Source organism: Micavibrio aeruginosavorus ARL-13 (assembly GCF_000226315.1).
Lineage (GTDB): Bacteria > Pseudomonadota > Alphaproteobacteria > Micavibrionales > Micavibrionaceae > Micavibrio > Micavibrio aeruginosavorus_B.
Map to the genome: position 1 here is coordinate 1,062,101 of NC_016026.1, position 25,341 is coordinate 1,087,441.

Genomic DNA, 25,341 nt, shown 5'->3' on the forward strand with positions numbered 1-25,341 from the left:
TTTACCCCATTCTTTTTAAACGCACTTTTCCGGATTTGTCCTGTATCAATGACCGCATCGATTGACCCGACACAGACAGAAAACTCTGACTCACACATGCTGGCTCCGATTTTGGACCAGTATGCGGAATGGTTTGGCCGCGTTCTGCGCCACGCGTTTTACGTGCAGGCCGTCGGTCCGTTGAATGGCCCGCCGCCCGCCAGTTTTAACGAATGGGTGGCCCAGACCGATCCCGATATGGCCGATGCCATGAACCGTCTGCACACCGATATGGAGACGGCGGCCCAAGCCGTGTTGATGGGCGCCCCCACACCGGATATGGCGGCCTTTGACGCATTTGTGCAGTTGTACGAGGAATTCGTGCTGCGGATTCACCGTCTGGAGCGTGACAGTTTGTTGCAGGATAGTGGTGTTGATCTGCTGACCGGTCTGCGATCGCGCAAGATGATGATGCCCGATCTGGACCGTGAAATGGAACGCCGTGCGCGGCGGGGGCAGCCGTTCTGTCTGGCGCTGGTGCGTATTGACCATTTCGAATCCATGCAAAAATCATTGGACAAGGCCGCGCTGGATCATGTTTTGCAGCGTGTTTCCGCGATGATCAAAAAAACCATTCGGTCTTTCGATGATGCGTATCGACTGGACAATGGTGAATTTATGATGAGCCTCAAACAGGCGGACAGCGCCGGTGGGGCCGCGGGTATCAACCGTCTGCGCCGTTTCATGGAAGAAGAAGATTTGCGCGTACCGATGAAGGGCCGGAATGTCAGTGTGACTTTGTCCTGTTGCGTGGGTGAACCACAACCGGGTGATGATTTGAATGCGTTGATGGACCACATGCGGGATGATCTGGAACGGTTCGGGACGGAACGCAACACGGCCGTTGAATATGTTGATATCAGTCCGCTGGAACGCTTCGTCCACGCAATGGATGAACCCAAGGGTGATGGCGAGGGACGTTGATGAGCCATACCCCCGTCGATCATGCCGCGCTGTTTCAGGCGATGCCCGTGCCACGTTTCGTGGTCGATGTGGCGTCGGCGCCGCGCTATGTGATTGTCGATGCCAATGGCAAGGCGCTTGAATATTTCAACCGCCTGGAACGCGAGGTGGTCAATGTTGCGCTTCAGGACGTGATGGAGGCCGCACCATATCGCTATTTCGAACAATCCTTTGAAGTGGCGTTGAAACAGAAAAAAGCCGTGTCCATCCAAACTGTGCCCGATTTTCCGGGTGGTTTGCGTGTCCATGGGTTCTGGATCAACCCGATTTTAAACGAAAAACGCGAAGTGACCTTTCTGGACGTGATTGCCCAGCCCGTGGCCGTGACGCCGTCCAGCCTGCAACGTGAACGTGATGACGCTATTTCCTTGCTGACCTCGGTGTTTGACGTCAGCGAAGTGGGGATTATTGTTACTGACCAAAACCAGCGCATTGTTCGCGTGAATGACAGTTTCGTGCGTATTTACGGCTGGAACCGGAATGAACTTGTGGGGCATCCTTTCGTTGAGCTGGTGTCACCGGATGAACGGGAACAAGCCAAAAAATCGCACGATGAATTCACCAAAAGCGGTATCCGCAGCAGCGGTGAAATGAAAATGATGCGTAAGGATGGGGGCATTGCCAACGTCCTGTTCACAACCGCCGCACTGGAATTATCCAACGGTCGCCGATTTCAGGTGACAACCATCATGGACATTACCCTGCGCAAGCAGATGGAAATGACCCTGCGTGTGGCCAAGGAACAGGCCGATGCTGCCAACCATGCGAAATCCAGCTTCCTCGCGAATATGAGCCACGAGCTGCGCACGCCGCTGAACGCTATTATTGGCTTCTCGGAATTGATGCAGAATGAAACATTCGGCCCGCTGGGACAGCCGAAATACATTGAATATCTGGGCGATATTCATTTAAGCGCCCGCCATTTGCTGGAAATTATCAACGAAGTTCTGGACATGTCCAAGATCGAAGCCGGGCGCGTCGAACTGGACGAAGACATCTTCGATGTCGGTCAATTGATGCAGGCGGTGGCCCGCATGATGGATTCCCGTGCCTTCAGCGGCGGGATCAAGATTGTGCAGGATATTCAATCCGACCTGCCGCCACTCTTCGCCGATCCGCGCCTGATGCGGCAGGTGTTGATCAATCTGGCGGGGAACGCCGTGAAGTTTTCGAATACGGGCGGTACCATCCATATGCGCGCCAACATGCAACCCGATGGATGTATGCGCATCGTTGTGGCGGACGAAGGGGTTGGCATCCCCAAGGACCGCATTCACGAAGCCCTCGAACCCTTCGGGCAGGTGCATCAACCTGTCGAAACCAAGGGTCTGCAGGGCACGGGGTTGGGCCTGCCGCTGGCCAAGGCCATGGTGGAAATGCACGGTGGCACGCTGGGCCTTGTATCCGACCTAGGGCAGGGCACAATCGTCACCATCGACATGCCCGCCGTGCGCGTGGTGGGCAGCCCGGATTGGCAGAAATATCAGGCCAAAACCACGGAAAAAGCCCTCTAAACCTGTTGCGCCGCAGCGGTGAGGGGCCTAAACTGCTCCTCAACCACAGGATTTATGCAGGAGGGATTGAGGTATGAGCCATCACGAACATCATAAAGGCTCCCGCTCTCTGGAAGAGCGCTGCGCCGCCGCCGGGTTGAAAATGACCGGGCAACGCAAGGTTATTCTGAAAGTGCTGGACGACGCCGAAGATCATCCGTCGGTCGAGGTCGTCTATGACCGCGCCCGCGCCATCGACCCGTCGATCAGCATGGCCACCGTGTACCGCACGCTGAACCTGCTGGATGAATTGGAATTGGTGACGCGTCACGATTTCAACGAAAAATTCTCCCGCTACGAAGTCAACATGGATCATCACCACCATTTGATTGATGTCGAAAGCGGCGAGGTGATTGAGTTTCAGAACGACGAAATTGAGGCTATGAAGCGCGATATCGCCGAAAAACTGGGCTATGAACTGGTTGAATGCCGTTTGGAACTGTATGGCCGGAAAATCAAAAAAACCGGGTCCATGAATTAAGCATGGCCGACGACCGCCTTCCGACCTGGCTCTATCTCGAAGGCCATTTGAAAACGCTGGACCAACAGGCGGTCTATTACTACATCCACCAGCGTGGGGCCCCGGCTTCGGGGCTGATCCTCCTGAAAATCAATCCCTTGGACGGTACGGCCCTGCTCATGACCCAGCAACGGGATCTGGACGGGGTGATGGGCTGGATGCGCCTGATGAAGGGCGAAGCCGTGCCGGATGCCGAGGCGGACGCCTATATCCGCCGGGCCATGGACCGTGACCCTGACCTCTGGGTCATTGAAATTGAGGACAAAAATAAGAAAAATCCCTTTGAAGGAAAGGTCTTTTGAGGGTATTGTGCCGTTCGCCGCAACGCACAATAACTTGATTAAGATTAAGAGGTCCCGTTTCCATGTTCCTGTCCAAAATCTCCGTTGGTCCGAATGCCCCGGAAGAAATCCATGTCGTTATCGAAAACCCGCTGGGCGGTGTTCCGGTGAAATACGAACTGGATAAGGAAAGCGGCATGATGTTCGTGGACCGCTTCCTGCACACGGCCATGTACTATCCTGGCAACTACGGTTTTATCCCGCACACGCTGTCGGGCGATGGCGACCCGGTCGATGTGATGGTCATTGGCCGCACGCCGGTTATGCCGGGCGCGGTCATGGTATGTCGTCCGGTTGGCGTGATGCTGATGGAAGACAATAATGGCCAGGATGAAAAAATCATCGCCGTGCCGGTGCCGAAACTGCACCCGTATCACGACAACATTGAAGACTTAACAGACATTCGCCCGATCCTGCGCGAACAGATCGAACATTTCTTCGCGCATTATAAGGATCTGGAGCCCGGCAAATGGGTGAAAACCAACGGTTGGGGCGATGCCGAAATGGCGAAGAAAATGATCGTCGAAGGCATCGAGCGCGCGAAGAAAGACAAAGCCGCTTAAATATTTCTGTTACCGTCATACCGGCGAAGGCCGGTATCCATACAATCTATCCTATGGACCCCGGCCTTCGCCGGGGTGCCGGTTTTGTGGGGTTAGGCGAAAAACAGCAATGCCAGCGTCACAAGCGCAGGCAGTCCCTGAATAAAGAAGATCCGCCGGTTCACCGAATACCCGCCATACGCCCCGGCCACGGCCACACAGGTCAGGAAGAACAGGGCGATTTGATGCCCGGTTTCCGGTATGGGGTGCGCTACCGCCCAAATTAACCCAGCCGCCAGAAACGCGTTGTACAGGCCTTGGTTCGCGGCCAGCGTTGCGGTTTTGGCCGCAAAATCCGCATCCATCCGAAATGTTTTCCGCCCCAGAGGTTTGGTCCACAGGACCATCTCCAGCACGCAGAAATAAACGTGCAGGGCGGCGATGATCAGGATCAGGGCGGTTGTCAGAAGGCTCATCATGTGGGGATTCTAGCATGGGCCTTATCATCCGTCACCCTGACGCATGAAGATATTCCCTCTCCCATGGGGAGAGGGCTAGGGTGAGGGGGTATGGTGACTGTGAGGAAGCGCGGTGTTTGATCCTGATCCATTCAAACCCCTCACCCTGCTGCGGCTAAGGGCTTTCACCCTAAGCCTTCACAGCCCTCTCCCTTTGGGAGAGGGGGCGGTCCGGCTTTCGCCGGAATGACGGATGGAAAAAGGGGGCTGAAATCCTTGGCTTTTTCCCGTTCCAATGCTAAAAACCCCGCCATGACCAGCTTGAAACAAGAAATAGACAGACGCCGCACTTTCGCGATCATCGCGCACCCGGACGCCGGTAAAACGACGTTGACGGAAAAATTGCTGTTGTTCGGGGGCGCCATTCAGATGGCCGGCATGGTCAAGGCCAAGGGCGACCGCCGCCGCGCACGATCCGACTGGATGAAAGTGGAACAGGAACGCGGTATTTCCGTCGCGTCATCCGTGATGACGTTCGACTATGCCGGGCATACATTCAACCTGCTGGATACGCCGGGCCACGAAGATTTCTCCGAAGATACATACCGCACGCTGTCCGCAGTGGACTCCGCCATTATGGTTCTGGACGCCGCCAAGGGTATTGAATCGCAGACATTGAAATTGTTCGAAGTCTGCCGCATGCGCGACATTCCAATCATCACCTTCATCAACAAACTGGACCGCGATGGGCAGGACCCGTTCGATCTGCTGGACGAAGTTGAAAACCGCTTGGCGCTGGATGTTGTTCCGGCCAGTTGGCCAATCGGCATGGGCCGTGATTTCAAGGGCTGTTACGATCTGTTCAATGACACGCTGGTGCTGTTTGACCGCAGCAAGGGCGAGGAATTGCTGGCCAGTATTGAATGTTCCGGCCTTGATGACCCGAAACTGGATCAATTGCTGCCCGCCGACCAATTGGCGAAATTGCGTGAAGATGTTGAAATGATCCGCGGTGTGTACCCGGCATTCAACCACCAATCCTATCTGGAAGGGCACATGACGCCGGTGTTCTTCGGTTCCGCCGTCAACAATTTCGGTGTACGCGAATTGTTGCAGGGGATCGGGAAATACGCGCCCAGCCCGCGTCCGACGAAGACATTGCAACGGGAAATCACGCCGGATGAAAACAAGGTGACCGCCTTCGTTTTCAAAATTCAGGCCAACATGGACCCGAAACACCGCGACCGGATTGCCTTCGCGCGCATCTGCTCCGGCAAGTTTAAAAAGGGCATGAAACTTCTGCATGTCCGTCATGGCAAACAGCTGGTCATCCATAACCCGCTGATGTTCTTTGCCCAGGACCGCGAAACGGTGGAAGAAGCCTTCGCCGGCGACATTATCGGCATCCCGAACCATGGCAATATGCGCATTGGCGATGCCCTGACCGAAGGCGAAACGCTGACGTTTACCGGCATTCCCAGCTTCGCGCCGGAATTGCTACAACGGGCGCGGGCCGATGACCCGTTGAAGGCCAAGCATTTGTCCGCTGCGCTGGAACAACTGGCGGAAGAGGGCGTGGCCCGTATTTTCAAACCCTCCATCGACCCGAACTGGATCGTTGGTGTTGTGGGTTCGTTGCAGTTCGATGTTCTGATGGACCGTATCCGCAGCGAATACAACATTCCGGTGAAATTCGAACAGGTTGAAGTCTACGCCGCCCGCTGGGTCAGTTGTGATGATCCCGCCGAGATGAAAAAATTCGTCGATACGATGGGCAGCGCCGTGGCCAACGACCATGACGGCGACCCGGTCTTCTTGGCCCGTAACTCATGGCACCTGAACGATACGAAGGACAAGTTCCCGAAGATCCAATTCAGTGCGACGAAATAAAGATACAAAAACCCGCCGAAGCGGGGTTTTTTATTGATTACGCCGGGTTCAGGCCGAAGCGCAAAGCTTTATAAACCTTGGCAATCGTCGGGTGGTTGTTCATGAACTCAATCTTGCGGTCCTGATTGCCATACGCAAACCCGTAATATTCGTGTTTGATAATCTCGTTCAGGTTGTGGCGCGTGCCGTTGGGTTCGGCGTGCGGCAGGATGTGAATTTCGCGTTCAATGACGGATGCGCCGCTGATCAATCCGCAATCCATAAAAATCGAGAACCCTTGCGCGGAGGTCGCGGCGGACAATACGCCGCGAATCTGGCTTTGCAGGGCCCACATTTCCTGTTCGTCTTGTTCGCGCCAGCATCCGGTGAATCCGGCTTGTCCAGTGCTGGTAATAACCATGTGGTTTGGCACAACCGCATCTTTGGCCGCTTCGCGGTAGCACCGGGCATTCTGGCCAAAGGTGCAAATTAATTCGCGTTTTTTGTTTTCGGGCATAAAGCCTTTCAACGGGCCGTACATATCGGCCTTCACTGCGTCAACAAACGTCGTGCCGGGCAAACGTTTGTTCATGTCGACGACGTTTACGCGCACGGTGGGTTCGCTTTGTCCGGCGGCGGCTCCATCAACGGCGGAAATCAGAATGCGCGAGGAATCACCTTCGAAATACAGATCATCGCGGATGCGCATGGCGCGGGCCCACAAATCGGCTTCAGCCCGGGGTGAAACCTGATCCAGCCGCGTAATGTTCGGGTTCGCAAGGGTCACAAAAGAATGACCGTTGAAATGTTTTTTCAGTTTGCCCATGCCCGTTGTCCTGTTCTTGGTGATTTGAATTGCGGGGTGGTTATAGCGCGGGGAGGGCGTTCAGGTCAAAATTGACAATGCTGCATCGCAACATGCTTTACACCCTCCGGAGTCCCGTTATAGTCCGTCCCGTATTTGCACAGGGCCGGGGGATAACATGCTGCCAGAGATTCCAGTTGTACGTGATGCGGACACGCCGTTTGGTCTGTTTTACCGGGACCCGGAACGGACGCGGACATTGGTTGAAATGTGCCGGAAATTTTATGGCGGCACCATGCTGGATGCGGCTGGCTATGCTGCGCGTCGGTGGTGGGAACACAATCGTTATGAACCTTATGGGGATGAAGTGGCCAGCGTTGCCCGGCTGCTGGGCGATGATGCCGTTTATGCGTTGAACCTGTCCTATGAATGGGGGTGCACCACCGCTTTTAATAAAACCGCATCATCCAAAACGCAGGGTGTGACCATGTTTCGCGCGATGGATTGGGCGCTGGACGGTCTGGGGGACAAGCTGGTCCTGGCCCGCATGGTTGGTGGCGCAGGTTTGTATTGGGCGATGACGTACCCCGGCTATATCGGTGTGTTACAAGGCATGGCCCCCAAACGCTTTTCGCTGGCCATCAATCAGGCGCCGGCCCCTGATCGTGGGTTGGGGCGTGTTTTCAATCTGGCGGCGGATAAAATCGCAACGTACCGCAGTGGCAATATACCACCCTCATTTCTGCTGCGCCGTGTATTCGAGCAATGCACGACGTTCAACGATGCTGTGAACATGCTGTGCACAACGCCAATCTCCACGCCGGCTATTTTCTCAATTGTCGGTGTTCATGCCCGTGATCATTGCATTATTGAACGCAGCCGGACCCGTGCTGTTCCGCATTACAACACGATGTGTGTTGGCAATGAATGGCTGTTCCCCGGATGGAAGGGCGTTGCCAACCAAACGGACAGCAAAGCCCGTGTGGTACAAATGGTATCAGGGCTCGGGTCGTATAAAGGGCAGTTTGACTGGCTGAATGTGCCTGTTTTGTGTGATCGCACGCGTTTGGCGTTTGAGGCCAACGCCCGCACCGGGCAATTGGTGGTCCAGGGATTTGAGGGCGGCCAGGCCGTCACGCGGCCCCGGTATATCCATTGCATGTTGTAAAGAAAAAGGGGCCGGAAAAACCGGCCCCTTTTAAATTCATCATCCGCGTTTAGTGCCGGGCCGGAAAGCCGAAGCGGTTGCGCGGGGTGGAATCCGGTGTCGGGCTTTCCATCGCGGCGCGCGGCGGGGCGTACCCACGGGCGGCCAGTTCCAGAACTTGCAGTTCTTTCAGGCGTTGGCGGTCGGATTTGCTGAGATCGTTAAATTCGTTCGTTGGCATGGCTCTGGTTCCCTTGTGAAATCGTCGTTTTTTGTGAAACGGAATTCTTGTTGTTTATTCTCTATTAATGACGCTGAAATGGTTAAAACGGGATTAAGGCGGGGCCATTTCGCGTCAAAATTATGACGGCGGATCAAAATGTTATGCCGCGCCGCAAAATAATCCTATATAATTAGTACTATATAAGTCCTGTATTGAGGGAAAAACCTTGAAAAACGGGACAAAGACTGGCATTGAATGCGGACCTTATCAGTCCGATTTAGGGTTTTTGGGAAATGATCCGTCTGTCGCGTTTTACCGATTATGCCGTTTTGATGCTGGCCGAACTGGCCCGCGATGAATCCGCGCGCGCATCGGCGGCCGATCTGGCCACGCGCACCAATCTGGCCGAACCAACCGTGGCGAAGATTTTGAAAATTTTGAACCGCGCCGGGTTGGTCGTGTCCACACGCGGCGCAACGGGTGGATATATGATTGCGCGGCCTGCGCATGACATGACCGTGGCCGATATTATCTCGGCGGTGGAAGGGCCCGTGGCCATCACCGCTTGCGCCGACGGGCATGACGATGATTGTTCATTGTCCGGCGTGTGCGCCATGAATGGCCGTTGGGGCGAGGTGAACGCCGCCGTGCGTGGCGCGCTGGAATCCGTCACGTTGGCCGACATGATGAATAAGAAAATTGTTGCGCAGGCCGCAATGCCCGCCCGCGAACAGGTTATGGAGTAAGTAACAATGTCATCCATCACACAAGACACCATCGATACCGTCAAATCCCTGAGCCACCAGTACGAAGCCGGGTTCGTGACGGATATTGAATCGGAGAAGGCCCCGAAGGGCCTGAGCGAAGACACCGTGCGCTTTATCAGCGCGAAGAAGGGTGAACCCGCATGGTTGCTGGAATGGCGTTTAAAGGCCTTCCGCCATTGGCAAAAAATGCCGGAACCGAAATGGGCGAAGGTGGATTTCCCCGAATTTGATTATCAGGATGCGTATTATTATTCCGCACCGAAAACCGCCGATGACCGTCCGAAATCTTTGGATGAAGTCGATCCGAAATTGCTGGAAACCTATGCGAAGCTGGGCATTCCGCTGCGTGAGCAGGAAATGCTGGCCGGGGTTGCCGTGGATGCCGTGTTCGACTCCGTGTCCGTCGCCACCACGTTCCGCGGCAAGTTGAAGGAAGTGGGCGTTATTTTCTGCTCCATCTCCGAAGCGGTGAAGGAGTACCCGGAACTGGTGCAAAAATACATGGGATCGGTGGTGCCGATTTCCGACAACAAACACGCCTGCCTGAACTCCGCCGTGTTTACGGACGGATCGTTCGTCTACATTCCGCCCGGCGTGCGGTGTCCGATGGAACTGTCCACCTATTTCCGCATCAACGAAATGAACACGGGGCAATTTGAACGCACCCTGATTATTGCGGATAAAGGCGCGTATGTGAGCTATCTCGAGGGCTGCACCGCCCCGATGCGCGACACCAACCAATTGCACGCCGCCGTGGTCGAACTGATCGCGCACGAAGACGCCGAAATCAAATACTCCACGGTCCAAAACTGGTACCCGGGGGATGAAGAAGGCAAAGGCGGCATTTACAACTTCGTCACCAAACGCGGCCTGTGCGAAGGGGCCAATTCCAAAATTTCATGGACCCAAGTGGAAACAGGCTCCGCGATTACATGGAAATACCCATCCTGCGTTTTGAAGGGTGACAACAGCCAAGGCGAATTTTATTCGGTGGCCATCACCAACAATTACCAACAAGCCGACACCGGCACCAAAATGATCCATATTGGTCGCAACACAAAAAGCCGCATCATCGCCAAAACCATTTCGGCGGGGAAATCGGATTCCACCTATCGCGGCCTGGTCAAAGTGATGCCAAAAGCCGAAGGCGCCCGCAACTTTACCCAGTGCGACAGTCTGCTGATCGGCGATCAATGTGGCGCACACACCGTACCCTACGTCGAAAGCCGCAACCCGAAAGCGCATTTGGAACACGAAGCCACAACCAGCAAAATCTCCGAAGACCAGCTGTTCTATTGCCAACAACGGGGTTTGAGTGAGGAAGAAGCTGTAGCCCTGATTGTCAACGGTTTCTGCCGCGAAGTCCTGCAAAACCTGCCAATGGAATTTGCCGTTGAGGCGCAGAAGTTGGTGGCGATTTCGCTGGAGGGGAGTGTTGGGTGATGTGGGACTTTTCTTTTTTTGATTTGTTAAATCAATCGAGAGAATTACGTCGCTACCGCGTTCCGAATGAGAGAAAAATATCCCTGTTGGGGCGATTTGTCAGGTTTGTACTGTTCTGCCTGTGCCTGTTTATCGCCTATATCGTTATTAGAATGAGAATGTGGGCCTCTTGGGGCTAGTAAATAGAGAGAATGAAAATGCTGCAAATTAAAAACCTCCACGCCAATATCGATGGCAAAGAAATCCTGAAAGGTCTGTCGCTGGATATTCCGGCGGGGGAAGTTCATGCCATTATGGGGCCGAACGGGGCGGGGAAATCGACCCTGTCTTACATTCTGGCTGGGCGTGAGGAATATGAAGTCACCGAAGGTGAAATCATTTTCAATGGCGTCAACATGCTGGATCTGGCCCCGGAAGAACGCGCGGCCGCTGGCCTGTTTTTGGCGTTCCAATACCCGGTGGAAATTCCGGGTGTGCAAATGACCAATTTCATGAAAACCGCGCTGAACGCCATTCGTAAACAACGCGGAGAGGCGGAGTTGGATGCGCTGGATTTCCTGAAATTGTTGAAAGCCAAGCAAAAGGATCTGGGGATCAGCGATGACATGCTGAAACGCCCGGTCAATGTTGGTTTTTCGGGTGGTGAGAAAAAGCGCAACGAAGTGTTGCAAATGGCCATGCTGAACCCGTCCTTCGCCGTTTTGGACGAAACGGATTCGGGGTTGGATATTGATGCGTTGCGTATCGTCGCCGATGGCGTGAACCGCCTGCGCGCGCCGGAACGGTCGTTCCTGGTCATTACGCACTATCAACGCCTGTTGGATTATATCGTGCCGGACCATGTGCATGTTCTGGCAAATGGCAAAATCGTGAAATCCGGCGGCCCGGAACTGGCCAAGGAATTGGAAGCCAAGGGCTACGCCGATTTTATGGGAGAGGCGGCGTAGGTTCATATTCTTTCGCCCGTCATTGCCCGGTTTATCCGGGCAATCCATGGGTTGGTATGGATTACCCGAACAAGTCGGGTAATGACGAAGGAGGAGGAATGGAAAAGCGATTTTGGGTTTATATGCTGGCCAGTCAGAAACAGGGAACCCTGTATATTGGCGTAACATCGGACCTGATAAAGCGGATTTGGGAACACAAGAATAAGGTTGTTGAAGGGTTCACGGAAAAATACGACGTTCATAATCTGGTCTGGTTTGAAGATCATGCGACTGCTGATGCGGCGATCAGGAAAGAAAAGCGTCTGAAAAAATATGAACGGCAATGGAAAATAAACCTGATTGAAGAGAAAAACCCGGAATGGGTGTGCCTGTATGATGAAATTTGTAAATGATGCCCATAATCTAAATTTCCGTCATTGCCCGGTTTATCCGGGCAATCCATGGGCTGGTATGGATTACCCGAACAAGTCGGGTAATGACGGGTGGAGGGATTGAGTAACATGACCGCACAAACCGCAACCATCACCGTCCTTGAACCACGCACGCCGTACCAACCGGAAACGGCGAGCGGGGTGCTGGCGGCGTATGATGGGTTTTCCGATACGTTGTTGCATGAGCCGGACTGGCTGGCCGCGTGCCGTGATAAAGCGCGCGAAATTGTCGCCCGTCGCGGGTTGCCGACGGCGAAGCTGGAGGGTTGGAAATACACCAACATCCTGCCCGTCGTGAAAGCGATCAATCAAGCCGGCACGGTGAACATCACCCATAAAGAAGGCCACGGCATTACCGTGAACTCTCTGGCCGGAATGCTGGGCGAGGACTGGGTGCAAAAGGCCATTTCCGCACCGTTGTCGGATAAAGAATACAACGCCGAAAACACGCTGTGGTATTTGGGCAATCTGTTCCTGCGCGATGGGTTGGTCATTGATGTGCCCGCCAATACCGAAGCCAAAACGCCATTGGATTTAACCATGGTCGCCGATGGCGGCTTGGCGAATGCGCGGTTGATTATCCGTCTGGGCGCGAATGCCCGCCTGACCGTGATTGAACATCACACTGGCACAGGCGCGTATTGGAAGAATATCCAGACGCAGATCATTCTGGCCGATGGCGCGCATCTCACCCATGTGCGGTATCAGGAAGACAGCGAACAGGCCGTCCACACCCAATTGACGCACAGCGTTCTGGGCAAGGATTCCGGGTATGAGGGTATTGTGTTTTCCACGGGTTCCCGCCTGTTCCGCAATCAATTGCACGGCGTGATGAACGGGGCCGGGGCGGTCTGTTCGCTCAGCGCCGTGAACCTGCTGACCGGGCAACAACATGGCGATACGACCATTCTGGTTGATCACATGGCCCCGAACGGCAATTCAAACCAGAATATCCGCACCGTTCTGGACGGCACCGCCCATGGCGTGTTTCAGGGCAAAGTGCATGTGCATCAACCGGCGCAGAAAACCGACGGCTATCAATTGTCCAAATCCCTGATCCTGAATGAAGGGGCGGAGATGGATACGAAGCCGGAGCTGGAAATTTACGCCGATGATGTGAAATGCTCGCACGGCGCGACCACCGGGCAACTGGATGAAGGGCCGCTGTTTTACATGCGCGCCCGCGGTATTCCGGAGGCACAGGCCCGTGCCTTGCTGATCGAGGCGTTCGTGGACGAAGCGTTTGACCGGGTGGCCGATGAAACAATTCAATCCGTGTTGAAAGACAAGGTGAAAGCATGGCTGGCGTCGTAAAAATGCCATCGCAGAACGATTTTGCGCGGTACCGGGATGATTTCCCGGTGCTGGCCCGCCCCATGAATGGCCAGAAACTGGCCTACATGGATACGGCGTCCAGCGCGCAGAAACCGCGTGCGGTGATTGACGCTTTGCGCGAAGCCTTGGACCGCGATTACGCCAACATTCACCGCGGCTTATACGCGCTGTCGCAAACGACGACGCAGAAATTCGAAGCCACACGCCGCAAGGTTGCCGATTTTATCGGGGCATCATCCGAAAACGAAATCGTCTTCACCCGCAACACGACCGAAGCCATCAATCTGGTCGCGCAAAGCTGGGGCCGCACCAATTTGAAGGCGGGCGATGAAATCATCATTTCCGGCATGGAACACCACGCCAATATCGTGCCGTGGCAATTGCTACACGATCAAATTGGTATCGTGCTGAAAATCATTCCGGTGCTGCCGAATGGCACGCTGGATATGGATGCGTTTGACGGCTTGCTGTCCGACCGCACGCGGTTCGTGTCGATTGTGCATGTGTCGAACGCGCTTGGCACCATCAACCCGGTTGAAACCATCATCCGCAAAGCCAAGGCGTATAACGCCGATATTCTGGTTCTGGTCGATGGGTCGCAATCGGTTACGCATATGCCGGTGAATGTTTTGGGGTTGGGTTGTGACTTCTTCGCTTTTACGGGGCACAAATTATATGGCCCGACCGGGGTTGGGGTTCTGTATGGCCGCGCGGCCCTGCTGAACGCCATGCCGCCTTATCAAGGCGGCGGGGATATGATCGAAACGGTCAGTTTCGCCCAAACCACCTATAAACCCGCCCCGGCCCGGTTTGAGGCCGGAACCCCGGCCATTGCCGAGGTGATTGCTCTGGGGGCAGCCATTGATTACGTGGCCGCCATTGGCATGGACAATATTGCGGCGCACGAGGGTATGCTTCTGGCTAGCTTAGTGGAACAACTGGAAACTGTGCCGGGCCTGACCTTTTACGGCACCGGGCCGGACAAGGCGGGCATTGTCAGCTTTACCGCCGATTGGGGCCATCCATCTGATATCGCTATGATTTTGGACCAATGCGGGGTGGCCGTGCGCACCGGGCACCATTGCTGTATGCCCCTGATGCAGGGGTTCGGGGTTGAGGGGACGGTCCGGGCCTCGTTAGGGTTATATTCAAATGTAGATGACATAATCTCTCTGATGAATGGGGTGACGAAGGCACACAAACTTCTCGGAGCGTAGAGTATGGGGATCTTAAAATTTTCGGCGGCTGTCGGCGGGGCAGTCGGGACTTTCTTAGCTGTTTCAACGTTTTCCAGTCCGGTGAAAAGCACAGAAAGGTTCGTCAATAACTGCATATCGGGGTATGAAAAAGAAGGCGAAAGCAACCCGTTGCTGGACGGGGTGGATAAAGCCGGTTTCTGTGGGTGTCTGGCGGAAAAGAAAATTGATGATAATTTCACCTATGACACTATGAAACCGTGCATGGACGCCCATATGAAGGAACCAGTGGTCCGGTTTTGTGAGGACGATTTGTCCAAGCAGATGGAAGGTTACGTGAATTGCGAATGCATCTATGATCACACGGCCCAATGGGTGTTCAAAAGTGCGGCGGCGGCCAGCCACAAGGGGCCACAATTAAGTAAAGCGGACGAAACGCAAGCGTCCATCACCATGATACAAGAATGTGAATTCAGATGAGTTTGACGAAACCAGTAGCTGATGAAAGCATGTTGCGAAACGCCTTGGGCGATGAAGGATTTGACGAATTGGCCGAGCCGCCAAACGTCGAAGCAACACGCGCGCATCCGCTCTGGCCGCAAATCGTCAAAAACCTGCGCGCGGTCTATGACCCCGAAATTCCGGTGAATATTTATGAACTGGGCCTGATTTACAAGGTCGACATTCGCGACGGGCTGGACGGCAAGGCTGACGTCTTCGTGGAAATGTCGCTGACATCCCCCGGATGCCCGGTGGCTCAGGAAATGCCCGGCATGGTCCAGGGCGCAATCTTCCCGGTCGATGGTATCGGCAATGTCGATGTTGAAATTGTCTGGGATCCGACCTGGGACCCGTCTTTCATGGCGGAAACGGCGAAACTGCAACTGAATATGTTTACGTGATAACGACCATGCCGAATGATCCAATTATCTTGACCGACGGGGCCGTTGCGGCCATCAAGTCCAAAACCGCGTTGAAAGACGGCGCGATTGGCCTGCGCCTGACCATCAAATCCACGGGCTGTTCCGGGAACAGTTATAAAATGGAACATGTGATGGAAGAAACGGCCGCCGATGACCGGTTTGAAAAAGACGGGGCCGTCCTGTTCATCCCAAAAATCCATTCATGGATGTTGTTTGGTATGACCATCGGGTACGAGGAGGGTGACATGCAATCCGGCTTTACCTTCAACAACCCGAACGAAACGGGGCGCTGCGGCTGCGGCGAATCCTTCACCATCGACCCGGGCAAACGCGCGCCGGGGTAGGGCCCGTGGCTCCTTATTTCACGGCAACAAAAAAGCCCCCAACGGGGGCTTCTTGTTATTCGATCTGTACGGGCAACGTCTTAGTTGTTGTCCAGGTTCAGCGCCACGAAAGCCAGCGGCATGAAGCCGTCGCAAGAGGCGGAGATTTGCGGAACCAAACGTTTCGTCGCGGCGCGAACTTCGTCGCTTCTTTTAACAGCGGCTTGAACGTTCAGGAAAGCTTGCAGTGCGTTCAGATCGTTTTTCATGTTGTAGTCCCCTCTTATTTTTGTTTTTCGAGGTTATCGAAATACACATCTGTCAGGTGGTCGCCCGGTCCGTTGGATATGTATGCCTCGTATATATCACCGTGCCCGAAGGATTTGATGGAGTCAATAAATTCCGACCCATTGCCCACAGCTTCAAGCTCTTGGGCAATTTTACACATTGTGACGATTATGTCAAGCATTTTGGCGTGATACTGGGCCTCGAAGGCGACGGGGTCCATATCCGCAGTGGGGGTGCCGTGGCCGGTCATTTGCTGCTGCGCCTGACGCAGGGCGCCGCCCAATTCCAGCACGTGGGATGGGCTTATCGTATTGATATCGCTGGATATTCCAAGATAAACAGCGCGGTTCTCCGGGCTGAAGGCTTGCCCCGATTTATGGCGTAAGACTTTGATTTGAATGTTATTTTGGTATGCCCAGCGCACCAGTTTCAACCCGGCGGCGGACCGTTCCAGCGTGGTTTCGGCGGCGTGGCGTAATTTATCGGCCTGTGGGTGGGTGTAATCAATCGCGGCGTTCTGGGCTTGCCCGGTGCCAAACGCGCCCTGCAACTTGCCAAACGGGGAATCAGATGTCGAAGCCATGATCGTGTATCCCTCTCAATAAAATTCTTAGCGGGCCATGTCGCCAGCGCTGTACCCGGATGTGCTGATGGATGAAGACATCAGCATTTGGGTGTCCAGAACATTGACGCGGCCGCGTTTATCGACGGTGATGACGGCGCGCACCAGCGTGCCCAGATACACCATCGATGTTTTGATCGTAAAATCGCCTGCGATGTTGGCGTTGATTTCAGGTGGTTGGTGGTGCACGGCAATCGCGGCCACCTGATCGCCGGACAAGGCGTCCAGCGCGGGGTGATCCTGCATGCGATCAATCACGAAAATATCGCCATCTGGGCCTGACACATGTTCGAAGAAGAAGGTGAGGTAATCCATCACGTTCGATGGATCGAGGAACAGATGGCCCGCATCATTTGCCGCATAAATCGGCATCACCGACCCGTCGAGATAGAAATAGGTTTTCCCATCGCCCAGATAGTCAAACGAGAATGAGGGCAGGGATGCATAGTTGGTCAGACGGTAGAGCAACAGGTTGCGATAGAATGACAGCTTGTGGCATTTGGCTTCGCTGGTCGTCGGCGCAAACAGCCCAGAATCGCCAGCGGTCTTAACGCTGTCGATCATGGCGATGGTGCGGTCACGGTCCAGACGGTGCCATTGCATGTGAAAATATCCCTGATTGGGCGAAATGGATGCCCCTTAAAAATTCGCGATAACTATACCGTTAAATAAGGCTGGGCCATACCAAAAAAAGCTATTCTTTCTGTGTCATCCCGGCGAAAGCCGGGATCTTCTTCCATTATGGCTGGAAGACCCCGGCTTTCGCCGGGGTAACGGTCATATGGGGCTGCTACGCCGCAATCCATTCCGGCCCAACCGCCTGATCCACGGCGGCGAGGGCGGTTTCGATAATGGCGCCCGTCGTACCGGGTAAATGGGCCTCGGTGGACAGGATCCGGCGCCAGACCCGGCCGCCGCGTTGTCCCTGATACAGGCCCAGCATATGGCGGGTGATGGATTTCACCGGTGTGCCCGTGGCCCGGCGTTCTTCGATATACGGAATCATGGCCCGGGCGATGTCGGCCCGGCTGGCCGTTGTGGGGTGGCCATACAAAGCCTGTTCAATCTCGGTCAGAACCCACGGGTTTTGATAGGCTTCGCGGCCGATCATCACTCCGTCAAAGGTGTCCAGATGGGATTGGGTTTCGGCCAGGGTTTTGATCCCGCCATTCACAATCACCCGCATATCCGGGAAGGCTGTTTTAATCCCCGCGGCGATGTCATAGCGCAGGGGTGGGATTTCCCGGTTTTCTTTCGGGCTGAGGCCTTTCAGCCAGGCCTTGCGGGCGTGGATGATGACCTTGCGGCATCCAGCCTCATGGATGGATTTGACAAAGGCGTGCAGGAATTCCTCGTCCACGCACTCATCAACACCGATACGGCATTTGACTGTAATTTCAGTATCTTGTGCGGCGTTGATCATGTTGGATACGCAGTCGCCAACGCGACCCGGGTCCTTCATCAGGCAGGCCCCGAATGCGCCATTCTGCACCCGGTCACTGGGGCATCCGCAATTCAGGTTGATTTCGTCATATCCGTAATCTGCACCAATCGCGGCGCATTGGCCCAGATGGGCAGGGTCTGATCCGCCCAATTGCAGGGCGACGGGGTGTTCAGATGGGCTGAAGGCCAGATAACGGTCCCGGTCACCAAAGATAATGGCCCCGGTCGTGACCATTTCCGTGTACAGGCGCACATGCGGCGCAAAAGAGCGCAAAAACACCCGGCAATGCCGGTCAGTCCAATCCAGCATCGGGGCGACAGAGATTTCAGGCGTTTGTTTCACGTGATACATGAGCGGGAGAGGTACAGAAAACCGCCGTTTATGTCAACATTTGCATATTTACATAATTATTGACGGTTGGGCGTGTGTATGTTATCAAAGGGCCCAAGATTAGGGGTTCTTTGGTTCGTATTAGCAACGCGAGGTGTGTAATGGATTTAAATAAAAAATATAAGCTGGCTGTGGCGGCGCTGTGTGTAACGACTCCGTTGGCGGCTCTGAACGTTCCTGGGGTGCCTGAAGTTGTTCAGGGAGGGGTTGATGAGGTGGTGAGGCTTCATATAGATATGAAAACTACATCTTCCCAGCGTGCGGTGCTTTCTGCTGGTGGTGACCTTTCTCGGGCCTCTTTTTTGGGAGCTGCATCAGGTGAGGTTGCTGCTTTATCGACTTCGTATAAGCAGCTCTTTGACGTTGCAGATGTCTGTTATAAAAAATCAGTTGGGTATGATGCGGCGCTGAATTCTGGAGATCGGGCCAAAATTGATGGAGCTCGAAAAGACTTCTACGCAAAATGCCCGTTCTAGATCTTTAGAAGTAAAATTTAAAAAGCTTTTCATGTCAGCCCTAACAGGGCTGGCTGCCATTTGGCGTGTTGTCGTGGATCGAATCCTGTTGATCTGCATCCCTACATGTGTATTTTCCTTATCCATCATGATGATTTGTTTGCGTGTTCTCATTCTTGCTTTGGGGTTGGCCGTGTTTGCGGGCGGGGCCGGGGTGTCTTTTGCCAAGGATGAGGAGCCGCGCTTCAATTCAACGGGGTTGGCGTTGCCCCGTTTTGTTTCGCTGGCCGCGGAAGAGGCGCATGTGCGCGCTGGGCCGGCGACGCGTTATCCGATAAAGTGGATTTATAAGAAACGCGGACTTCCCGTTGAAATTATTCAGGAATTTGATGTTTGGCGTAAAATCCGTGATCGCGACGGTGACGAGGGGTGGTTGCACAAATCGCTGCTGTCCAGTCGCCGCAATGTTATTGTATTGGGTGAAGAAGCGGTCGCAATTCGTTCACAAGACAGTGAAAATTCCAGAACGATTGCGCGACTTCAGCCGGGCGTGATTGCAACGGCCAGCGAATGCAAAAAAGCATGGTGTAAAATCACCGCTGGCGGCTACGAAGGGTGGGCCGAAAGAAAATCACTTTGGGGTATTTACGCCACCGAAGAGTTCGACTAACCTTCCTTATGTGGGGTTATCCACACCCTATCCACAGACTGATCCACAAAGTTTTTCACAGGGTTGCGGCGGTTCATCCGATTCGTCGTACGCTCTGATTCCCTCTCGATTCTCTCGCTCTGAAGTACCCATGACCTTTGATTCTGCTTCCATTCTGACCGACAAGGCGGCTTTTACGGGCCAGTTTGTCCATGCGCTGGTGTCCAAATGCCGTGACCATAATGGCCGTGGCGTTGACGGCATGCGCCTGATTCAGATGATGGCCGGGGCGATTGTTGAATTTACCCTGTTGTTCGATGAATCCGACCGTGGGGTTGAGGCGATGTACGACCATCTGGCCACCATGCTGGGCTGTGAGCCGCAGGAAGGCCCCATTTCAGAGCTGGCCTTGCCGCCGGCCTATATTATCGACTTTCGGGCCGAGCAGGGGCGTGAACTGACCCGCCGCATGTTCGAGGACTGGCTGCATTGCGCGTATGAGTTCCAAGACGTCCTGCTGTTCGTATGCCAGCAGATGTTTATGGCGATGGAGGAAGACGGCCAGAGCCGCCGTGACCTGTTCCGCCTGTTGATCGAATGCACCAACCGCTGCCTGGGCTATGAAATCGCGGCCCAGGAACTGTGCGATATCGTGATTGAGCAAAAGATTGGCCTGGAGGGCTGGAGCCTGCCGGAGAGCATTTCCGGTCTGTCCGCCGTCGCCGGGCGTGCTTTGGCACTGTCCCTGAATGCGTACCAGCAAACCGCCTTCCGGGGCGCGGACCTGCCCGAACATCTGGACCGCCTGACCTGTGTAATGACGCAGGAGGCCGTGCGCTTAGGCCTGCCTGCGGGCAGTGACTGGCGGTTCGGGTTGGCGGCCAACGACCGTCCGCTGGATGCGCCGTATGAATTGATTGCTTCGCTGGAGCCGTTGGCCCGGGATTTCTTCCGTGTGATCCGGATGCACAATCTGATGGATCAAGCCGTGGCCAGCGCCAAGGCTACAGGCCGGATGCTGGCCGTGGCCGCAGGCGGAGATCGGCCAGAGGTGGAACCCGTCATTGCCAAGCCCTTGGCCATGGCCGCCATGACCGAAACCTATAAGACGGTTTGCACCCAGTACGCGATTATGTCGATGTAAATGAGTATGAACCCTTAGCGGTTCAGGCGCTTGCGCATTTCCATGCGTTGGCACATGGCGCTCATATCCTGACCGTTGGCCAGCTTTCCGCCATTCGCGCAAATTTCCTCAACACGGTTTTTCAAATGTTCCTGGCCTGCCTTGCGTTCGCTGGCCGTGGGGGCTTTGCCTTGCGCTGGGGCTTCGCCCGTGCCGTTTTTGTGGTCCTGAACCTGCAATTGGCGTTCACAGGCTTTTTCCGCACTGGCGATCAAACCGGGGGATGGGTTGGCAACACGGTTCAATGTCTGTTTCACGCAGCTTTCCATCCGGTCGCTCTGGGACGGGGCAGCTTCGGCCTCGGGGGCGTTCAGGCCGATGGTCGCGGTGCTGGCCAGCAGGAAGGCTGCGGTTGCGTTTTTCATTGAGGACATAAATTCCATGGCAATCTCCTGTGGCGATGATCTGGGGGCATTCTAGCCAGATTGTTGCGTTATGTCAAATTGTGGGTTGTGGCTGGATTCCGGCTAGACGGGGGGCCTGATCCATCGTAAAAAAGGGCCCATGACTCAAACAGCAGAAAAACAGCCAATGTCTAATGTACAAAAATCGAGCTACAGCTACGACGATCTGATCGCCTGTGGCAAGGGTGAACTCTTCGGTCCGGGCAATGCGAAACTGCCGGCCCCGCCGATGTTGATGTTTGACCGTATTACCGAAGTATCCGCCGATGGCGGGGCCCATGGTAAGGGGATCATCAAGGCCGAGCTGGATGTGAATCCGGATCTGTGGTTCTTCCAATGTCACTTCCTGGGTGATCCGGTGATGCCGGGCTGCCTCGGTCTGGATGCGATGTGGCAATTGCTGGGCTTCTATCTCGGTTGGACCGGTGCGCCGGGTTCGGGCCGGGCGCTGGGCCTGGGCGAATTGAAATTCACGGGTCAGGTTCTGCCGGAAGCCAAACTGGTTTCCTATGAAATCAACCTGAAGCGTGTGATCAACCGCAAGCTGGTTCTGGGGATTGGTGATGGTACCGTATCCGTGGACGGCAAGGTGATCTATGAAGCGACCGATTTGAAAGTCGGTTTGTTCGATAACCCCAAATCTTTGTAAAAAACATGAGCAAAACAATTACGCAACGCCGCGTGGTCGTGACCGGCCTGGGCGTCATTTCCTGCATCGGTAATTCCACGACGGAAGTTCTGGAATCTTTGAAGGCTGGTAAATCCGGTATTACGTTTTCGCAAGATTACGCCGACCGTGGTTTCCGCAGCCAGGTGTGGGGCAAGCCCGAAGTCAATTTTGAAGAATTGATCGACCGCAAGCTGCGCCGTTTTATGGGCGATGCGGCGGCGTATGTTCATCTGTCGATGGAGCAAGCGATCGCCGATTCCGGCCTGACCAAAGAGATGATCAGCAACCCGCGCACGGGCATTATCGTTGGCTCGGGCGGCGCGTCCAGCCGCAACCAGCTGGAAGCCGCCGATATCGCACGCAATTCCGCGCCCAAGCGCGTGGGCCCGTATATGGTTCCGCGCTGCATGGGGTCGACAACATCGGCAAATGCGGCCACGAACTTTGAAATTAAGGGCGTGAACTATTCCATTTCGTCGGCATGCTCGACCTCTGCGCATTGCATCGGCAACGCCGCTGAGATGATTCAATGGGGCAAGCAGGACATTATGTTCGCCGGCGGTGCCGAAGAACTGGACTGGACCATGTCCGTCCTGTTTGACGGTATGGGGGCGATGTCGTCCAAATATAACGACCGGGCCGCAACGGCGTCCCGCGCGTATGACAAAAACCGCGATGGTTTCGTGATTGCCGGTGGTGGCGCGATGCTGGTTCTGGAAGAACTGGAACATGCAAAAGCCCGTGGCGCAAAGATTTACTGCGAATTAACGGGCTATGGTGCCACATCTGACGGTGCCGACATGGTTGCGCCGAGCGGTGAGGGTGCATTGCGTTGCATGAAATTGGCGCTGGAAACGGTCGATGGTCCGATTACCTATATCAACAGCCACGGCACCAGCACGCCGGTTGGTGATATCACCGAATTGAACGCGATCCGCGAAGTTTTCGGTGCGCGTGGTGAGAAGGTTCCGGCGATCAGTTCGACCAAATCCATGACCGGCCATTCGCTGGGCGGGACCGGGGCGCAGGAAGCGTTGTATTCTATTTTGATGATGCAAAATAACTTCATCTGTCCGTCGATCAACATCGAAGACCTGGATGAAGGGGCAGCAGATGTTGATATCGTCCGCGAATGCCGTGAAAACGTACAGCATGAAACTGTTCTGTCCAACAGCTTCGGTTTTGGTGGTACGAACTGCACGCTGGCTTTCTCGCGTTTGAAAGACTAGGGGCAGGATAGCGTTATGACACTGGAAAAAGGTTCTAAATCCAACATTATGGCCGGCAAGCGCGGTTTGATCATGGGCGTAGCCAATGATCATTCCATCGCGTGGGGCATTGCCAAAACCCTGTATGAACACGGGGCCGATCTGGCTTTCACCTATCAGGGTGATTCCCTGAAAAAGCGGGTCGAGCCGCTGGCAAAATCCGCCGGGTCCGACATTTTGTTGAACTGCGACGTCACACGCGAAGAAGACATTGATTCTGTCTTTGCCGGTTTGGGCAAGGTTTGGGATGGTTTGGATTTCGTCGTTCACGCCGTTGCGTATTCGAACAAGGAAGAATTGAAGGGGCGTTATCTGGATACGACGCTCGAGAACTTTTTGAACACGATGCACATTTCCTGCTATTCCTTCACCTCGGTTATGCGCCGCGCCGCGCCGATGATGAAGAACGGCGGTTCGGCCATTACACTGTCCTATTACGGGGCGGAAAAAGTCATGCCGAATTACAACGTGATGGGTGTGGCCAAGGCCGCGCTGGAGGCATCCGTTCGCTATCTGGCCGCCGATTTGGGCCCGAAAGGCATCCGTGTTAACGCTGTATCGGCTGGCCCGATGCGCACGCTGGCTGGCTCCGCCATCGGTTCCGCGCGCACCACGTTCAAGTACAACAACATGACCGCGCCGTTGCGCCGGGGTGTTGAACTGGAAGAACTGGGCGGAACGGGTCTGTACCTGCTGTCTGATCTAGGCGGCGCGGTGACGGGTGAAGTCCACTACGTCGATTGCGGTTTCAATGCTCTGGGCATGCCCCAGAATTTGAACGAGGTTCTGGCCGTGATGGGCGGGAATGGAAAAGCCGAATGATTTTCGGATGATATAAGGATGATAAAAAGCCGCTGTTTCCAGCGGCTTTTTTATTTATTTGTTTTTTAACAAATCGCGAATTTCTTCCAGCAACACTTCTTGTTTCGGCGGCGGCGGGGCATCGGCTGCGCCTTGTTCTTGTTTGCGTTTCAAGGTGTTCATCACCTTGATGATCATAAACATGGCCCAGGCCACGATAATGAAATTCACAACGGATTGAATGAACAGGCCATAATTCAATGTGACGGCCTGTACACCTTCGGACGCTTTGATCATTTCCCATTTCAGGTCGCTGAAATCAACCTTGCCCAAAATGACACCGACGGGCGGCATGATGACATCCTTTACCAGCGAATTGGTAATAGCGCCGAATGCCGTCCCGATGACAATACCGACGGCCAGGTCGATGACATTGCCGCGCATGGCGAATTCACGGAATTCGTTAATGATTTTCATGGGTGATGCTCCTTTGAATGATCCTGTTCAATCTGTAGCTGTCGAATCGGAGGGGTTCAAGGTTTAGTGAACGTGGAACATCGCCTCGCGGATAACATCCGGCACATCGGTGAACACGGTATCAACGCCCCAGCCGCGCAATTTGCGGGCTTCTTGTGCGTCATTGACGGTGTAAACCATCACGGCCTTTTCCATGTCGATGATGTCTTCGACCATTTCGCGCGTGGCCAGTTGCTGGCTGATGTTCACGGATACAACGTCCAGATAATCGGCAATGTCGGCCCAGTTGGGTGGCAGGTCATCATGCCAGAGGAGAAGACCGCGATACCAATCCGGTGCCATTTCCTGCGCCGTTTCCAAACTGACCAGTTGGAAGCTGGAAATCAGCAGGCGGGAATGGTCGTCCCAGATGCGGGAGAGAACATCCAGCGCCACTTCCGCTGTTTCCTTCTCGCGCCCCGGTGTTGGTTTGATTTCGAGGTTCAGGCCGAGATTCTTTTGGATGATCACATCCAACGCATCTTCCAACGATGGGATTTTTGCCCCGGCAAAGCTTTCACCGAACCAGCTTCCGGCCTCCAGCTGTTGCAAATCTGCCCATGTGGTGTCGGCGATATTGCCAAAACCGTTTGTGGTGCGGTCCAGCGTATCATCGTGGAAAATCACCGGCACGTTGTCACGTGTCAGCATGACATCCAGTTCAACCCATTCCACCCCCATTTCAGCAGCGGTCAGGATGGATTCAATCGTGTTCTCCGGCGCGTATCCGCACGCGCCACGGTGACCAATGATTTTCGGGATTTTAAGGGCCATGATGTTTCCTGTGTTTCAGAAGGGATAAAGAAAATTGGATGACCGGAACAAA

At 54.6% G+C, this 25,341-nt stretch carries 32 protein-coding genes; 22 read left to right on the top strand and 10 right to left on the bottom strand.

Annotation, left to right across the window (positions count from 1 at the left end):
- Positions 1–48: 48 nt before the first annotated feature.
- From MICA_RS05035 to ppa, 5 genes are all read left to right on the top strand, one after another.
- Positions 49–963, top strand: coding sequence for a diguanylate cyclase domain-containing protein (locus MICA_RS05035; RefSeq protein WP_014102619.1), 915 nt, complete (start codon positions 49–51; stop codon positions 961–963).
- Positions 963–2,516 carry a PAS domain-containing sensor histidine kinase gene (locus tag MICA_RS05040; protein ID WP_014102620.1) on the top strand — a complete coding sequence of 518 codons (1,554 nt, stop codon included), beginning with the start codon at positions 963–965 and terminating at the stop codon, positions 2,514–2,516. The genes MICA_RS05035 and MICA_RS05040 overlap by 1 nt, the downstream gene beginning before the upstream one ends.
- Before the next feature lie 73 nt (positions 2,517–2,589).
- Positions 2,590–3,036 (top strand): Fur family transcriptional regulator, encoded by a 447-nt coding sequence (locus MICA_RS05045; protein ID WP_014102621.1) that lies wholly within the window; start codon positions 2,590–2,592, stop codon positions 3,034–3,036.
- A 2-nt stretch (positions 3,037–3,038) separates the two neighbouring features.
- Entirely contained in the window at positions 3,039–3,377 is a 339-nt protein-coding gene (locus tag MICA_RS05050) for a DUF1491 family protein (RefSeq protein ID WP_014102622.1), read from the top strand.
- A 62-nt stretch (positions 3,378–3,439) separates the two neighbouring features.
- The gene (gene ppa, locus MICA_RS05055; RefSeq protein WP_014102623.1) at positions 3,440–3,979 is read left to right on the top strand and encodes an inorganic diphosphatase; all 540 of its coding nucleotides are present in this window, start codon (positions 3,440–3,442) and stop codon (positions 3,977–3,979) included.
- Positions 3,980–4,071: 92 nt separating this feature from the next.
- Here ppa and MICA_RS05060 read toward each other — a convergent pair whose 3' ends face one another.
- The gene (locus MICA_RS05060) at positions 4,072–4,437 is read right to left on the bottom strand and encodes a DUF1304 domain-containing protein (RefSeq protein ID WP_014102624.1); all 366 of its coding nucleotides are present in this window, start codon (positions 4,435–4,437) and stop codon (positions 4,072–4,074) included.
- 291 nt (positions 4,438–4,728) lie between these two features.
- On the opposite strand from MICA_RS05060, the gene MICA_RS05065 reads away from it, so the two are divergent.
- Positions 4,729–6,306, top strand: coding sequence for a peptide chain release factor 3 (locus MICA_RS05065; RefSeq protein WP_014102625.1), 1,578 nt, complete (start codon positions 4,729–4,731; stop codon positions 6,304–6,306).
- Positions 6,307–6,343: 37 nt separating this feature from the next.
- Here the strand turns inward: MICA_RS05065 and MICA_RS05070 are convergent, their stop codons facing one another.
- Positions 6,344–7,111 (bottom strand): hypothetical protein, encoded by a 768-nt coding sequence (locus MICA_RS05070; protein ID WP_014102626.1) that lies wholly within the window; start codon positions 7,109–7,111, stop codon positions 6,344–6,346.
- 157 nt (positions 7,112–7,268) lie between these two features.
- On the opposite strand from MICA_RS05070, the gene MICA_RS05075 reads away from it, so the two are divergent.
- The gene (locus MICA_RS05075; RefSeq protein ID WP_014102627.1) at positions 7,269–8,258 is read left to right on the top strand and encodes an Ntn hydrolase family protein; all 990 of its coding nucleotides are present in this window, start codon (positions 7,269–7,271) and stop codon (positions 8,256–8,258) included.
- Between the two features lie 49 nt (positions 8,259–8,307).
- Here MICA_RS05075 and MICA_RS12240 read toward each other — a convergent pair whose 3' ends face one another.
- Positions 8,308–8,478, bottom strand: a complete 171-nt coding sequence (locus MICA_RS12240; RefSeq protein WP_014102628.1) for a hypothetical protein — start codon at positions 8,476–8,478, stop codon at positions 8,308–8,310.
- 275 nt (positions 8,479–8,753) lie between these two features.
- Between MICA_RS12240 and MICA_RS05080 the strand changes: the two genes are divergently transcribed.
- The 9 genes from MICA_RS05080 to MICA_RS05120 all read left to right on the top strand — a co-directional run bounded on the left by MICA_RS05080 (position 8,754) and on the right by MICA_RS05120 (position 15,846).
- Entirely contained in the window at positions 8,754–9,206 is a 453-nt protein-coding gene (locus tag MICA_RS05080) for an SUF system Fe-S cluster assembly regulator (RefSeq protein WP_014102629.1), read from the top strand.
- A 6-nt stretch (positions 9,207–9,212) separates the two neighbouring features.
- Positions 9,213–10,670, top strand: coding sequence for a Fe-S cluster assembly protein SufB (gene sufB / locus MICA_RS05085; protein ID WP_014102630.1), 1,458 nt, complete (start codon positions 9,213–9,215; stop codon positions 10,668–10,670).
- A 197-nt stretch (positions 10,671–10,867) separates the two neighbouring features.
- Positions 10,868–11,617: a Fe-S cluster assembly ATPase SufC gene (gene sufC / locus MICA_RS05090; protein WP_014102632.1), complete on the top strand. Its 750-nt coding sequence runs from the start codon at positions 10,868–10,870 to the stop codon at positions 11,615–11,617.
- Positions 11,618–11,715: 98 nt separating this feature from the next.
- Entirely contained in the window at positions 11,716–12,009 is a 294-nt protein-coding gene (locus MICA_RS05095; RefSeq protein ID WP_014102633.1) for a GIY-YIG nuclease family protein, read from the top strand.
- Positions 12,010–12,117: 108 nt separating this feature from the next.
- The gene (gene sufD / locus MICA_RS05100) at positions 12,118–13,362 is read left to right on the top strand and encodes a Fe-S cluster assembly protein SufD (RefSeq protein ID WP_014102635.1); all 1,245 of its coding nucleotides are present in this window, start codon (positions 12,118–12,120) and stop codon (positions 13,360–13,362) included.
- Positions 13,347–14,600 carry an aminotransferase class V-fold PLP-dependent enzyme gene (locus MICA_RS05105; protein WP_014102636.1) on the top strand — a complete coding sequence of 418 codons (1,254 nt, stop codon included), beginning with the start codon at positions 13,347–13,349 and terminating at the stop codon, positions 14,598–14,600. The genes sufD and MICA_RS05105 overlap by 16 nt, the downstream gene beginning before the upstream one ends.
- A gap of 81 nt (positions 14,601–14,681) precedes the next feature.
- Positions 14,682–15,059: a hypothetical protein gene (locus MICA_RS05110; protein WP_014102637.1), complete on the top strand. Its 378-nt coding sequence runs from the start codon at positions 14,682–14,684 to the stop codon at positions 15,057–15,059.
- Positions 15,060–15,088: 29 nt separating this feature from the next.
- The gene (locus tag MICA_RS05115) at positions 15,089–15,481 is read left to right on the top strand and encodes an iron-sulfur cluster assembly protein (protein ID WP_049782171.1); all 393 of its coding nucleotides are present in this window, start codon (positions 15,089–15,091) and stop codon (positions 15,479–15,481) included.
- Positions 15,482–15,489: 8 nt separating this feature from the next.
- Positions 15,490–15,846: a HesB/IscA family protein gene (locus tag MICA_RS05120; RefSeq protein WP_014102639.1), complete on the top strand. Its 357-nt coding sequence runs from the start codon at positions 15,490–15,492 to the stop codon at positions 15,844–15,846.
- Positions 15,847–15,926: 80 nt separating this feature from the next.
- Here MICA_RS05120 and MICA_RS12245 read toward each other — a convergent pair whose 3' ends face one another.
- From MICA_RS12245 to dusA, 4 genes are all read right to left on the bottom strand, one after another.
- Positions 15,927–16,094 (bottom strand): hypothetical protein, encoded by a 168-nt coding sequence (locus MICA_RS12245; RefSeq protein WP_014102640.1) that lies wholly within the window; start codon positions 16,092–16,094, stop codon positions 15,927–15,929.
- Between the two features lie 14 nt (positions 16,095–16,108).
- Positions 16,109–16,696 (bottom strand): hypothetical protein, encoded by a 588-nt coding sequence (locus MICA_RS05125; RefSeq protein WP_014102641.1) that lies wholly within the window; start codon positions 16,694–16,696, stop codon positions 16,109–16,111.
- Positions 16,697–16,723: 27 nt separating this feature from the next.
- Positions 16,724–17,338: a hypothetical protein gene (locus MICA_RS05130; protein ID WP_014102642.1), complete on the bottom strand. Its 615-nt coding sequence runs from the start codon at positions 17,336–17,338 to the stop codon at positions 16,724–16,726.
- A gap of 187 nt (positions 17,339–17,525) precedes the next feature.
- Entirely contained in the window at positions 17,526–18,530 is a 1,005-nt protein-coding gene (gene dusA, locus MICA_RS05135; protein ID WP_014102643.1) for a tRNA dihydrouridine(20/20a) synthase DusA, read from the bottom strand.
- Between the two features lie 140 nt (positions 18,531–18,670).
- Here dusA and MICA_RS05140 point away from each other — a divergent pair, with 140 nt between their 5' ends.
- From MICA_RS05140 to MICA_RS05150, 3 genes are all read left to right on the top strand, one after another.
- Positions 18,671–19,045 carry a hypothetical protein gene (locus MICA_RS05140; RefSeq protein WP_041793827.1) on the top strand — a complete coding sequence of 125 codons (375 nt, stop codon included), beginning with the start codon at positions 18,671–18,673 and terminating at the stop codon, positions 19,043–19,045.
- Positions 19,005–19,694, top strand: a complete 690-nt coding sequence (locus MICA_RS05145) for an SH3 domain-containing protein (protein WP_236619973.1) — start codon at positions 19,005–19,007, stop codon at positions 19,692–19,694. The genes MICA_RS05140 and MICA_RS05145 overlap by 41 nt, the downstream gene beginning before the upstream one ends.
- Before the next feature lie 130 nt (positions 19,695–19,824).
- A complete protein-coding gene (locus MICA_RS05150) occupies positions 19,825–20,817 on the top strand; it encodes a hypothetical protein (protein WP_014102645.1) in 993 nt (330 codons plus the stop codon).
- Positions 20,818–20,831: 14 nt separating this feature from the next.
- Here MICA_RS05150 and MICA_RS05155 read toward each other — a convergent pair whose 3' ends face one another.
- Positions 20,832–21,239: a hypothetical protein gene (locus MICA_RS05155; protein ID WP_014102646.1), complete on the bottom strand. Its 408-nt coding sequence runs from the start codon at positions 21,237–21,239 to the stop codon at positions 20,832–20,834.
- A gap of 148 nt (positions 21,240–21,387) precedes the next feature.
- Here MICA_RS05155 and fabA point away from each other — a divergent pair, with 148 nt between their 5' ends.
- Genes fabA through MICA_RS05170 form a run of 3 tightly spaced genes read left to right on the top strand, consistent with a single transcriptional unit; the run spans position 21,388 to position 24,020 of the window.
- Positions 21,388–21,909 (top strand): 3-hydroxyacyl-[acyl-carrier-protein] dehydratase FabA, encoded by a 522-nt coding sequence (fabA, locus tag MICA_RS05160; protein ID WP_014102647.1) that lies wholly within the window; start codon positions 21,388–21,390, stop codon positions 21,907–21,909.
- Positions 21,910–21,914: 5 nt separating this feature from the next.
- A complete protein-coding gene (gene fabB / locus MICA_RS05165) occupies positions 21,915–23,159 on the top strand; it encodes a beta-ketoacyl-ACP synthase I (protein ID WP_014102648.1) in 1,245 nt (414 codons plus the stop codon).
- Positions 23,160–23,174: 15 nt separating this feature from the next.
- The gene (locus MICA_RS05170) at positions 23,175–24,020 is read left to right on the top strand and encodes an enoyl-ACP reductase FabI (RefSeq protein WP_041793829.1); all 846 of its coding nucleotides are present in this window, start codon (positions 23,175–23,177) and stop codon (positions 24,018–24,020) included.
- 54 nt (positions 24,021–24,074) lie between these two features.
- On the opposite strand, the gene mscL is transcribed toward MICA_RS05170, so the two are convergent.
- On the bottom strand, positions 24,075–24,476 hold the full coding sequence (mscL, locus tag MICA_RS05175) for a large-conductance mechanosensitive channel protein MscL (RefSeq protein ID WP_014102650.1): 402 nt from the start codon (positions 24,474–24,476) through the stop codon (positions 24,075–24,077).
- A gap of 63 nt (positions 24,477–24,539) precedes the next feature.
- On the bottom strand, positions 24,540–25,289 hold the full coding sequence (locus MICA_RS05180) for a glycerophosphoryl diester phosphodiesterase (RefSeq protein ID WP_014102651.1): 750 nt from the start codon (positions 25,287–25,289) through the stop codon (positions 24,540–24,542).
- Positions 25,290–25,341: the final 52 nt, after the last annotated feature.